Genomic DNA, 12,527 nt, shown 5'->3' with positions numbered 1-12,527 from the left:
TCAATGATAATCATGTGCGAATTTCTCATGTTTTTTTACTTCATGATCAGATCGTGATTATCTAAAAAAGTTCCCTGTAAAATAAATCCTTTATTTTCAATGAATAAAGTTCGATCCCGCCCTTTTACGATAGTGGAGGGGATGCTTTCGCGACCGTATTACAGCCGACATTACCGTTTCCAATGGATAATGGCGATAAAGTGATCTTCCGCCCGGCTATCTCTTATGTTCAGAATGATTTCAATATGGATACGTCGACAAGCTCCCAACATATGGATCAGTCAGGCGTTACTGACATCTCATTTGATTTAGCTTATGCGCCTAAAATGGAAGGTGGGACTATCGTCGCTTTCGGTCTCTTTGCCTCTTTGCCAACGGGCAGTAGTGACTTAACGGCGGATCAATTTGCTGTTGGGCCAGAGTTTATGGTCGGGAAGGCGAGTAGTGAACGAGTTGTCGGTGTGTTCCCAAATCACTTGTATGGTGTTTCTGGAGACGGGGCTGACCATTCTGATACTCGAATCAACAAGACATCGACCCAAGTTTTTTGGGTTGAGATCTTAGGTGGAGGTTGGACGGTTGGTTCTGCACCGACATTCTCATATGACTGGAATAAGGATCAGGCAGAAGTTCCACTAAATATAAGTGTCACTAAAACAACGGTGTTGAATGGACGTCCTTGGAAGTTCGGCATTGAAGCGAACTATTATATTGAGAAAGATGAAAAGACACGTCCTGATTTTATGTTGAGCTTTAATATCAGCCCTGTGGTGGAAAATAAGCTGGCGTCTTTGTTTGATTAATCTAAGAGTTGAAGAGTAGAAATGAAAAAGGCTGAACGATGATCGTTCAGCCTTTTGTGTTACTGCATTGAAGCGCTTCTATCAACCCGCAGCAGCCTGCATGATGAGGCCACAGATGTAGGCCCCGTATGTACCTAGAGCGTAGCCCAATACAGCCATTAGGATACCAACTGGCGCTAATGCTGGGTGGAACGCTGCAGCTACGATAGGAGCCGATGCTGCGCCGCCAACGTTAGCTTGGCTACCGACAGCCATGAAGAACAGTGGTGCACGGATAAGCTTCGCCATCACAATCATTAGAATGGCATGGATAGTTAGCCATGTGATACCAATGAAGAAGTAGCCTGGGTTGTCTAAGATAGCCGTCACATCCATTTGCATACCGATGGTTGCAACTAGGATGTATATGAACGCTGAACCTACCTTTGATGCGCCACTGTGCTCAAGACTGCGTGTTGATTTGAAGCATGAAGCGATGAGCGCGAACGTTGTCACCATTACGATTAACCAGAAGAAGCCTGATGTAAGGCTGTATTTCGCGAGTTCTGGAGCGTTGGTCGAAATCCAAGGTGCGATTAGGTCACTAAATAAGTGAGCTAGGCCGGTAAGACCAAACGCAATACCCGTGATCTTCATGAGATCAGTTGTGGTCGTTGGGCGAGCGTTCTCTTCTTGGTATTTAGAAACTGTCTCTTTTAGAGCTTCAATAGATGAAGTATCTGCTTTCAACCATGCATCAATCTTCTTCTGACGACCTGCCATGATAAGTAACACGGCCATCCAAATGTTCGCACAGATAACATCAACCGTAATCATTGCAGAGAATAATTGGTCATCAACCTCGAACACTTCTTTCATTGCTGCTTGGTTTGCACCGCCGCCAATCCAAGAACCTGCCACAGTTGTTAGGCCACGCCATACATCGCCAGATACAAGATCTGGGTTAACTTGGTCGATAATTAGAATCGCTAAAGGCCCGCCAATGATAATGCCAACAGTACCAGTTAGGAACATGATGACGGCTTTAGAACCAAGGCCAAATATTTTACGAAGGTCTGCTGAGATGATCAGAAGAACGAGTGCACTCGGTAATAGGTAGCGACTTGCAACGAAGTATAGCTTTGAGTTTGACGCATCGATGATGCCGAAGCTGTTCAGCAATGAGGGAACAAAGTAACAGAGCAATAGACCCGGAACGAACGAGTAGAATTTTTTCAGTGCGCTATTTTGGCTACTTTCCGTGATAAAAACACCGCCAAGAATAACAGCTAACATGCCCATTATTACAGCATCATTAGTAATCATTATTATTATCTCCTTTAAGGTGAGCGCAACCGCCTCACTTTTTGAAGTGCAGGACTATACCGACAACTGACATACGTTACAAATTGTAACGATAGACATACTTTGAAACGTTTGTGTTAATTTTTACGGTTTGAATTTGTGAATGTGTAGCATTAATTATTGGTATTATGAATGTTTTAATGGCAGCTTGTGAGGCGAGTTTAGATATATGCAATGTAATTCAAGCCTTAGAGAGTGGTCGCTATAAATCGACTCGATGTTCGAATGGTTAGATGGAGTGCATATATAGCCATGCTTACGGTGTGGTTTATGCGAGGTTGGAATGTTTCAATAATGTAAAAAGTGAATTCACTTTTGCCATGTGGTCAGAAATTAAAAATTTTAGCTAGATCACATAAATCTCTCGGATTACGAGTTTCAGCACCTGATACTTATGCTCATTTGACGTTTTGTAGGGGTTCAATGAAAGAAAAAGCGGCCTAAATAGCCGCTTTTGATGGTTGCCTAGTATGGTTATCTAGCGCCGTTATTTAGAGTTCTGCTTAGGACTCTTCTTCCTCAAAGCCATCAGCATAGCCTTTCGGTGGCGGTGTCCAACCTCGTTCAGAGCGAGAGTGCTTGTCTGAACGGTCTTTTTTCATATCTTCTTTCATTGCTTCTTCAAGGTGAATGAAGATTTGTCGGTAGTTGTTGTCGTAGCGCGGGTTCTCTTCTGCCTCAGACCAAGCTTGGTAGAGCTTTTCAGACTTACGGCTTTCAACACGTTGATACGTCGATTTCTGTTGTTCAACGAAGAATGGGTGATGACCCAAAGAGCGCAAGGCTTCTGCACCCATTTCAAGAGCAGAATGGTAGGTCTCTGATTCCACAAAGTCTGCACCCGCTTCTCTTAAGCGGTAGCTATGACCACGGTCGAATGCACGCGCTAAGACTTTCACTTTAGGGTAGTTGTGTTTAACGTATTTGACCAATTCAACACTTGAATCTTGGTTGTCGATAGCCACAACCAACATCGCGGCTTCTTCGATACCAGCGGTATGCAATAAGTCATGACGAGTCGCATCACCAAAGTAAGATTTGATGTTGATTGAACGTAGCAAGTCGACTTGATTAGCTTGATGATCTAAAACCACAGTATTGACGTCATTCGATACCAATAAGCGGTTAACAATCTGACCGAATCGGCCAATACCAGCAATGATCACCGTACCTTTCTCTTCGATGGTATCTTCTTCGCGATCGTTAGACTTTTGCTCGTAACGAGGAAGTATCACTTTATCAAATAGAATGAATAACCCTGGCGTTAGGAACATTGAAAGTGCAACAACCAGCGACAGTGTTTGAACAATATCGGCTGGCAGTACATGGTTTTGGGATGAGAAGCTCAGTAGGACAAAACCGAATTCACCGGCTTGCGCCAAGCTCAATGTAAACAACCATCGGTCGCTATTTCTGATTTTAAATATCAGAGCCAGTGTGAATAGCACCAAGGCTTTGAGTAGCATTACGCCAAGGGTGAGGCCAATTATCAAACCAAAGTCGTTGAATAGGACATCAAAGTTGATGCCTGCACCTACGGTAATAAAGAACAAGCCAAGTAGTAGCCCTTTAAACGGGTCGATATTAGACTCAAGTTCGTGGCGGAATTCACTGTTGGCTAATACCACACCCGCAAGGAAGGTACCCAAAGCCGGTGATAGGCCGACTAGGCTCATTAGTGCAGCAATACCAATTACCAACATCAGTGCGGTTGCAGTGAAGATTTCACGCAGACCTGAGCTTGCAACAAAGCGGAACAGTGGACGACTCAAGAAGTGCCCACCGACAACAACAATCGCAATAGATGCCGTGATCACAAGGCCATAAGCCCAACCGGGTAGGCCAGCAACGAGACTTAACTCTTCATGGTGATCAGAAGCTGAAGCGACCGCGCTTTGTGCAGCTTCAATTAATTCTGGCAACGCTAATAGAGGAATGAACGCCAACATAGGGATGACGGCAATATCTTGGAAAAGCAGCACAGAGAAAGCGTTCTTGCCCCCTTCAGTTTTGGACAACCCTTTTTCATTGAATGTTTGTAGAACAATCGCGGTTGATGACAGTGCGAAGATCAAACCGATGGTGAGTGCTATCGTCCAAGGCTGCCCGAAGAATAGGGCAATACCCATAACAATCGCGGTAGTGCCGCCAACTTGCAGGCCACCCAGTCCCATAAGACGGTTTCTCATTGCCCAAAGCATCTTAGGCTCAAGTTCAAGCCCGACTAAGAACAGCATCATCACTACGCCGAATTCGGCAAAGTGTTGAATGGTTGTCGTCTCTTCGCCAACCAAACCGATAATTGGGCCAATCACAACACCTGCAATGAGGTAACCAAGCACAGATCCGAGACCAAGCCTTTTGGCGATAGGAACCGCGATGACTGCGGCAAGCAAATAGATAAATGCTTGTAGAAAATATCCTGTCATGATTTAACCTCTGCTCATCAGTTCATCAACGTAATGGTTTAGCTTTTCAGCCTTGCTTGCCTTTTTAAGGTCGACTTCGCCCGCAACAAAAGCCTCTAAAAGTGTTTTATAGCTGTTTACGTGATCTTGAATTCGGCCTTCTTCCAACGCAGTACGTGAACCAAATAAAGCCAATGGGGCCAAGTAGTTCATGCCGCACAAAGATGCTGTTTGTTCGATTGGGTGAAGCAGTTCACGTATGGTGAAGTGGTTATAACCGTCTGTCTGATAAGCATCTTTCTTGCCACCAGCGGTGATACTGCATAACAAGCTTTTACCTTGCAGTTCATTACCGTCGGTGCCATAAGCAAAGCCATATTCGAGAACAAGGTCTTGCCATTCTTTAAGAATCGCGGGTGTTGAGTACCAATATAGTGGGAACTGAAAAATGATGATGTCATGGTCCAACAGGCGTTTCTGTTCACGGTCGATATTGATCTTGAAGGTTGGGTACTCAGCATAGAGGTCGACACAGGTAACCCCGATAATGCGTTTGGCTTGTTCAAATAAGGGTTTGTTAGCTTCAGAGCGATGCTGAGAAGGGTGGGCGAATAGCACCAAGACTCGATTTTTCGACATATAGCCCTCTTTGTCCATTAACGAATAATATTTATTGGAATTATAGATATACAATAATAGAAGAATGGTTGAACAACAACGAATTAGCCCATACTTATCTATTTAGATGCGTGTGTTTTTAGGTACTTAATTATATAAAACATCCGTCAATTTGAGTATTCCGGCACAAGCCGCCGATGACTGAGTAAAACTAATTATTCACGAATAGTAAAAGCGAATATGGGCATTTTATGTCACCGTTGGCGGGTAACGTAAATAATCCAATAACCCTACATAGAACAACAATGAATAAAGGAAAAACTATGAGCATGGACTTGCGTCAACAATGTGATTTGTTGCTTTCCGGTCACCTAGAACCGACTCCAGCACAAACATTCGCTCAGATGGCTGAATGGTGTGAGACACACAATGTGAGCCATGATAGCTACGGCGATGGTGAGTTTATCGAGAGCTTCGAAAACAAAGTCGCGGAACTGCTAGGTTATGAAGCGGCTGTATTTGTGATTACTGGCACCATGAATCAACCAACAGCATTAGAAATTGCGTGCCAAGAGAAAAGAAACCCAGTAGTGGCGATGCATGAATCGAGTCACATTATGCGTCATGAACGCCAAGGGTATCAGCTCCAAAACCGCTTCAATGTACTTCCAGTAGGCAACGTATTTCGCACTTGGAATGTTGATGACTTAAAGGCGTGGCCTGATGAGATTGCCGCGGCATTGTATGAACTACCGATGCGAGAGATTGGTGGTCAGCTGCCTGAGTGGGAAGAGCTTGAAGCGATAAAGCAGTACTGCAAAGAACAATCAATTCACCTTCATATGGATGGTGCGCGTTTGTGGGAATGCGGCGCGTATTACCAAAAACCATACAGCGAAATTGCCAAGGGTTTTGATAGTGCCTATGTTTCGCTTTATAAGGGGCTGAACGGCCTCGGTGGTTCATTGTTACTGGGTGATAAAGCCTTTGTGGCGAAAGCATCTGCGTGGATGAAGCGTCAGGGCGGCAATGTTTATCACCGAACGCCTTATGTGGTTTCAGCTGCAATGCAGTTTGATGAGCGATTAGAGTTGATGCCATCGCTGTTTGAGCGAACAAAACAGATCTACCAAATCTTATTAGATTATCCTCAGTTCACTGTTAATCCGCAGCAACCGCAGGTCAACATGCTTCACCTATATTTACCTGTGAGCTATGAAGACGGCATTATTGTGAGAGATAACATCGCGAAGAAACACAAGATTTGGATAGGAAACCCAGCGATCAGTGAGTTGCCAAACCAATGTAAGATTGAATGGTATGTAGGGGATAACTTACTAAATTTGCCTGATCATGAGCTGATAGACATTCTAGATTTTATTAGCGAAGAGCTGATTTGATTAACGAAGAGTTGAGTTGATTACAGAAGAGCTGACTGAAGAAGAACTGATCTAATTGGAACTGAAATGGATACAGGAAAGGGTTCTTATATCCATTTATATAGCCAGGATGTCCGGCTCTGTTACATATACTGGTTGATGTAAACGTCGACTAAGAACATGAACACTGGGACTGTGCTGAGAAGTCCGAAGAAGACGATTGGCACCCAGTTTTTCATTTTCCTTTTAGGTTGCTCAGTGTTGTTCATAAATTCGGCCTTCAATTAGTTGTTGTAGCTATTGTAGCTGTTTAGCTTTGTGGTACTAAAAATCTAAGAGCATGGTATCAAATAAAATCGATGAGCCCTATGCGGATTTGGCGTTTCGTGGCGTGTATCAATCACATAAAATGTAAGTGATTCATAAACGGTTCATAAAGGTTCAACAATAATGAACCTATTAGAACAAGTATTGCCTTACTCGGCATATGAAATAAACAGTATTACAAGATTTGGAGAATACAGAATGAAAACAATAGGAAACATCATTTGGTTTCTGTTCGGTGGCGTATTTATGGGACTAGCTTGGTGGTTCTTCGGATTGCTCGCATTCCTTACCATCGTTGGTATTCCATGGGGTAGAGCGTGTTTTGTTATGGGTAACTTCTCATTCTTCCCATTTGGTCAGGAAGCGATTTCGCGTGACGAGCTGACCAATGAAATGGACATTGGTACGAGCCCGCTTGGTATGATTGGTAACATCATTTGGTTCTTATTTGCGGGTGTCTGGTTGGCGATTGGTCACATCATGTCAGCAGTAGCGTGTTTCATTACTATTATCGGTATTCCGTTTGCGATTCAGCACCTTAAGCTCGCGGTTATCTCATTGGCGCCAATCGGTAAAACCGTGGTCGACAAGCGTGAAGCAGAAGCGGCGCGAGTAAGAAATTACAAAGGTTAAGATTGCAGTCTACGCCTTGATTGAACTGAAAAAGCACATCGTATGATGTGCTTTTTTTGTGCCTCTGTTCTTATCTCTCAATGCTTATCTCTCAAACACTAACTAGGCGTTGTTGAGCTAGATACTGTTGAACTAGATACTGTTGAACTAGATACTGTAGAGCTATACGTTGTTGAACTCAACATTATTGAGCTACACATTATTGAACAGGACTTCAAGCCGAAGGGTGATGTTAGCTTCTTCCGTATGTTTCTCATGGGGTTCTCGTTCCCATTGATAACGAGGGATGAGTTCGTAGAACAGCCACTCTTTCCATACGTTTTGTCGGTAGGTAACCGAAACCTGAGCGTATTCGTAATGATTATGAGGCTCATCCGTTGCATTAATTGTAGCGCTATATTGAAGTGCTTGGTCTTGGGCAAGGTAGTGATACAAGGTTAATCCCGTACCATACTTCCAACCTTTGAGATCATCGTTGTACCCTGCAAAGCTTGACCATCGAGCCAAGAAATCATCACTTAAAGAAAGATCAAAATCGACGTCAGTGATCTCGCCAGTTTCTTGTTTTTCTTGATATACCCGCTGGGTAAGTCTGAATACCACATCGGTTGTGAGAGGGTAGGTAAAACGATAGCGAGCTTCAATACGCGGTCGTAATGTCGCCTTAATATTGAAGCTGCTATAACCTTTGGCATAAGCGTCGTAACGCAGGCCTAACGCACTGTCCAATTCATCTGAATCATTCGGGAAAAAATCCAAGAACTCTTCATCGCTGACAGACTCGTAGATCAACTTTAGGCGTTTACTCACAAAAGGAAGATGCAGACGCGCCTTGAGTTTTGTTGAGTAGTCGACCTCGCCACCTTCCGAGTAAATAAAATCGTTATACCAACGGACGGACGTGCCAGCTCTGGCATCTTCGGTAATGCGGTCATCAACAAAAAAACTGTCAAACCACAGAGCGGGTTGGCAAAATTTACTGTTCAGGAAATGGTAAGCTTTTTCGACAGGGGCGTCTTCTAACGGCTGACTGTGGCACTCATTTTGCGCCTCTGCTTGAGCGGAGTAAGCAAGAAGTGATGTTAATAATGAGGTGCTAGCTTTCTTACGACTCAATGGAACCTGTTTGTCATTCTATATATCAATAGTTTAACTATAACTAAGCGATTGCAACAATGCGACTTTTTCGTGATTAGTGATTAGTGATTAGTGATTAGTGATTAGCGGCTAGTGGAGAAGGAAAAGATTTGAAAGGCATCGGACAGAAAAGAGAAAACGGGCTCAGAGTTGAGCCCGTTTGTGTTAGCTATAAAAAGTGACTTGTATTTAGACTACATTGCCGCTTCGAAGATTGCTGAAATCTCTTCGTGTGTCGCTTGTTTAGGGTTAGTGAAACCACAAGCATCTTTCAGTGCATTGTCAGACAGCGTTGGGATATCTTCTAGCTTCGCACCAAGTTGCGCGATACCTGTTGGGATGTTCACGTCGTTTGCAAGTTGAACAATCGCGTTGATTGCTGCTTCTGCGCCTTGCTCTGCTGTCATACCTTCAACATTCACACCCATTGCTTTTGCCACATCACGCAGACGCTCAGGACAAACTTGTGCGTTGTAGCGTTGAACGTGTGGAAGCAAGATAGCGTTACATACACCGTGAGGAAGGTCGTAGAAACCGCCTAGTTGGTGCGCCATTGCGTGAACGTAACCTAGTGAAGCGTTGTTGAAAGCCATACCCGCCATGAACTGTGCGTAAGCCATTTGCTCACGAGCTTCAATGTCTTCGCCGTGCGCTACCGCTGTTCTTAGGTGTGCTTGCACAAGCTCGATTGCTTTAATTGCTACAGCGTCTGTAATTGGCGTTGCTGCGATAGAAACATAAGCTTCGATTGCGTGCGTTAACGCGTCCATGCCTGTTGCAGCCGTTAATGATGCAGGTTTAGCAAGCATCAACTCAGGATCGTTTACTGAGATTAGTGGTGTTGTGTGCTTATCCACAATAGCCATCTTGATGTGGCGAGCTTCATCAGTAATGATGCAGAAGCGGGTCATTTCAGATGCAGTACCAGCCGTGGTGTTAATAGCAATCAGTGGCATCATTGGCTTTTCAGATTGGTCTACGCCTTCGTAATCAGCAATCTTGCCGCCGTTAGAAGCAACCAGAGCGATACCTTTTGCACAGTCATGTGGAGAACCGCCACCGAGAGAAACAACAAAATCACAATTGTTGTCAGTCAGCAATTCAAGGCCATCGTTCACGTTAGTGATGGTTGGGTTTGGTTGAGTACCGTCGAATATAACTGCGTCTACGCCACGCTGGCTAAGAAGATCTTGTACCTGCTTAACTACGCCAATTTGATTCAGGATCTTATCAGTTACGATCAGACCTTTTTTGAATCCTTGAGATTGGATGCTATCAGCAGCATCTTTCAAACAGCCAGTACCCATGAAGTTGATTGTAGGGATGTAAAATGCAGTAGACATTGGAAAACTCCGTTAATTATGATTTTTAATTTCCTACATGTTGTCGGCATTCAAGCGGTTGACCATTGATCTGGAACAACTTTGATTCCGAACTACCACTTTGTGGCTAGTCGTTGTGATAGGGCTCATATAGCAATCGTTTTCATGGATTTTGGCTGTGTTCTTTGTCAGTAATGGATAGTGATAAATTGATTCAACTAAGGGCAGAATGGTGCTCTATAACAATGAAAAGTAAGGTTTTTCATTGAAAGCTGCTCTAGTTAGTCTTGTGTCGACTTTTTATCTGAGTCGTCACTGCATTCAATTTGAGGTTCTTGTGACTCTTCAGAATCAAGCGTGTCTTCTGGCTCCTCGTCATAGTATTTGACAAGAAAAGGGGTGAGCATGACAGATGACGGTAAAAAGTGCTTCATAGTACCTCCCGGTACCTAAGTGTATTTCTTGTATGGTATTGGTTTAATATGTGGCAAAATTTGCGATACATCATGACTTGTGGCTTGTTTTCTATAAATTATTAGATTTATATACAGGCTCACAAAATTGAGGGTAAAGTGATGCTCCGCCCTTGAGGCAACGATAAAAACAACGACAAAAACAGTGCATGCACTGCTCAACAGCGCGAATAATAGGAAATAAAATGAAGTACGATTGGATATTCTTTGATGCAGATGAAACTTTGTTCCATTTTGATGCTTATCAAGGAATGAAGCTGATGTTTTCTCGCTTTGGTGTGGATTTCAGCGAGCAAGATTATTCAGCTTATCAAAAGGTTAACTTACCACTTTGGGTCGATTACCAAGATGGTCGCATTACCGCAGACCAACTGAAACATACGCGCTTCGAAAGTTGGGCTGAAAAGCTTGAAACAACAACCGCTGCTTTAAACAGTGCATTTTTAACGGCGATGGCGGATATCTGTTCTTTGTTACCGGGTGCGCAAGAGTTGATGGAGTCTTTAAAAGGCAAAGTGAACATGGGCATCATTACTAACGGTTTTACAGAGCTTCAGTCTATCCGTTTAGAGCGTACAGGGATGACGGATTACTTTGAGCACGTGATTATTTCTGAAGAGGTTGGGGTAGCCAAACCGGATGCCGAGATTTTTGAATATGCGCATAAGCTGGTTGGATTGCCATCGAAACAAAGAATATTGATGGTCGGGGATAACCCACATTCAGATATTCTAGGCGGACTCGATTTTGGCATTGAAACTTGCTGGTTAAACAGTCAAGAAAAGACAACACCAGCTGGCATCAATCCTCACTATCAAGTGAAGTCTTTGGCTGACTTACAAGCTCTACTGTTGGCTTAGTTAATTGATAGATGCTTTGTAAACAAAGTGTTGATGGCCGAGTACGAAAATGTACTCGGCCAATTATTTTGAACTTGGTTTAACCATAGAGTGACCATCAAAAATAGATAAAGGAAAAGGCGTGCTGAAATCTCATCGTTATAGCTGCTACGGTATTATCGCCATTTTACTATGGAGCTGCTTGATTGCTCTGTCTCGTAGCGTCTCAGAACAGCTAGGTCCAATTGGTGGTGCTGCCAGCCTTTACACGGTGAGTGCACTGTTGTTGGTCTGTGTTATGGGTTTACCAAAGTTGTCACGCTTCTCTAAGTCTTACTTGCTGATTGGCGGCGCCTTGTTCGTTTGTTATGAGATTTTCCTGGCTCTGGCTTTGGGAATGGCGAACAGCCGACATCAAGCGATAGAGATGGCAGTAATCAACTATCTATGGCCGGCACTGACGGTGTTGTTTGCGGTGTTGCTGAGCGACAAGAAGATTAACTGGTTGGTTTATCCAAGTATCTTTTTGGCATTCTTCGGTGTGGCTTGGAGCATCAGTGGTGACCAAGGTCTATCTGTTGATCAAATTGCTGCCAACATTGCGACTAATCCTAAGACCTATTCTATGGCGTTTTTTGGTGCGATTATTTGGGCTGTTTACTGCAACTACACACAGCGCGTTGCTAAAGGGCAGAATGCGATTGTGCTTTTCTTTATCGCTACGGCGATCACTCTGTGGATCAAATACGCATTGAGTGATGAAACAGGCATGGTGATGACAACGAGTGCGGCGATTGATTTAGCGTTAGCTGGCACTTGTATGGGCGCAGGCTATGCGCTTTGGAATACGGCAATTCTGGGTGGCAATATGGTATTTCTTGCGACCATGTCGTATTTTACGCCAATCTTCGCAACCGTACTCTCTTCGTTGATTTTAGGCTTGTCGTTGACCATGACATTTTGGCAGGGCGTTTGTATGGTAACCGTTGGTTCACTCGCTTGCTGGTGGGTAACAAGAGAAAAGCCGACGGCAAAGGCGTCGGCTTCTAAAAAGGTTCAATCTCACTCTTAATCTGAGTTTATCTTCTCGGATGAGGAGTGTCCTCGTTTGCTATGGAAAACTTAACTCGCAACATTGAGATTCAATTGAAGCTCATAAGGCATCTTAGATAGGCGTCGCTTAAGCTGGCGGCGCGTTCGTTCAATATCATCGACCGCAATGGCTTGTTGGTCGTTGGTATGAA

10 protein-coding genes and 2 pseudogenes are annotated in these 12,527 nt (G+C 43.8%); 5 read left to right on the top strand and 7 right to left on the bottom strand.

What is annotated here, in order from left to right; all coding sequences use genetic code 11:
• Window positions 1-125: 125 nt before the first annotated feature.
• Window positions 126-803 (top strand): annotated as a pseudogene (locus H5300_RS23120) (hypothetical protein); the annotation flags it as partial.
• An 81-nt stretch (window positions 804-884) separates the two neighbouring features.
• Here H5300_RS23120 and H5300_RS23115 read toward each other — a convergent pair.
• The 3 genes from H5300_RS23115 to H5300_RS23105 all read right to left on the bottom strand — a co-directional run bounded on the left by H5300_RS23115 (window position 885) and on the right by H5300_RS23105 (window position 5,194).
• Window positions 885-2,108, bottom strand: a complete 1,224-nt coding sequence (locus tag H5300_RS23115; RefSeq protein ID WP_182796996.1) for a DUF819 domain-containing protein — start codon at window positions 2,106-2,108, stop codon at window positions 885-887.
• 542 nt (window positions 2,109-2,650) lie between these two features.
• On the bottom strand, window positions 2,651-4,576 hold the full coding sequence (locus H5300_RS23110) for a monovalent cation:proton antiporter-2 (CPA2) family protein (RefSeq protein ID WP_017079747.1): 1,926 nt from the start codon (window positions 4,574-4,576) through the stop codon (window positions 2,651-2,653).
• Between the two features lie 3 nt (window positions 4,577-4,579).
• Window positions 4,580-5,194 (bottom strand): NAD(P)H-dependent oxidoreductase, encoded by a 615-nt coding sequence (locus H5300_RS23105; RefSeq protein ID WP_182796995.1) that lies wholly within the window; start codon window positions 5,192-5,194, stop codon window positions 4,580-4,582.
• A gap of 302 nt (window positions 5,195-5,496) precedes the next feature.
• On the opposite strand from H5300_RS23105, the gene H5300_RS23100 reads away from it, so the two are divergent.
• Both H5300_RS23100 and H5300_RS23095 read left to right on the top strand, forming a co-directional pair.
• Entirely contained in the window at window positions 5,497-6,573 is a 1,077-nt protein-coding gene (locus tag H5300_RS23100) for a low specificity L-threonine aldolase (protein WP_182796994.1), read from the top strand.
• Window positions 6,574-7,077: 504 nt separating this feature from the next.
• Window positions 7,078-7,512, top strand: coding sequence for a YccF domain-containing protein (locus H5300_RS23095; protein WP_182796993.1), 435 nt, complete (start codon window positions 7,078-7,080; stop codon window positions 7,510-7,512).
• Between the two features lie 192 nt (window positions 7,513-7,704).
• On the opposite strand, the gene H5300_RS23090 is transcribed toward H5300_RS23095, so the two are convergent.
• The 3 genes from H5300_RS23090 to H5300_RS23080 all read right to left on the bottom strand — a co-directional run bounded on the left by H5300_RS23090 (window position 7,705) and on the right by H5300_RS23080 (window position 10,405).
• Window positions 7,705-8,628, bottom strand: coding sequence for a hypothetical protein (locus H5300_RS23090; protein WP_182796992.1), 924 nt, complete (start codon window positions 8,626-8,628; stop codon window positions 7,705-7,707).
• A gap of 215 nt (window positions 8,629-8,843) precedes the next feature.
• Window positions 8,844-9,992 (bottom strand): L-threonine dehydrogenase, encoded by a 1,149-nt coding sequence (gene yiaY, locus H5300_RS23085; RefSeq protein WP_004730228.1) that lies wholly within the window; start codon window positions 9,990-9,992, stop codon window positions 8,844-8,846.
• Window positions 9,993-10,252: 260 nt separating this feature from the next.
• On the bottom strand, window positions 10,253-10,405 hold the full coding sequence (locus tag H5300_RS23080; protein WP_017085475.1) for a hypothetical protein: 153 nt from the start codon (window positions 10,403-10,405) through the stop codon (window positions 10,253-10,255).
• 224 nt (window positions 10,406-10,629) lie between these two features.
• Between H5300_RS23080 and yjjG the strand changes: the two genes are divergently transcribed.
• Window positions 10,630-11,304 (top strand): pyrimidine 5'-nucleotidase, encoded by a 675-nt coding sequence (gene yjjG / locus H5300_RS23075; RefSeq protein ID WP_102504253.1) that lies wholly within the window; start codon window positions 10,630-10,632, stop codon window positions 11,302-11,304.
• A 121-nt stretch (window positions 11,305-11,425) separates the two neighbouring features.
• Window positions 11,426-12,355: an aromatic amino acid DMT transporter YddG gene (gene yddG, locus H5300_RS23070; RefSeq protein ID WP_182796991.1), complete on the top strand. Its 930-nt coding sequence runs from the start codon at window positions 11,426-11,428 to the stop codon at window positions 12,353-12,355.
• 50 nt (window positions 12,356-12,405) lie between these two features.
• On the opposite strand, the pseudogene H5300_RS23065 reads toward yddG, so the two are convergent.
• Window positions 12,406-12,527 (bottom strand): annotated as a pseudogene (locus H5300_RS23065) (cation transporter); the annotation flags it as partial.

It is taken from the genome of Vibrio sp. SG41-7 (assembly GCF_014164465.1).
GTDB lineage: Bacteria > Pseudomonadota > Gammaproteobacteria > Enterobacterales > Vibrionaceae > Vibrio > Vibrio splendidus.
The sequence above is the reverse complement of the archived record's forward strand: the minus strand, read 5'-3'. Positions and strand labels throughout refer to the sequence as shown.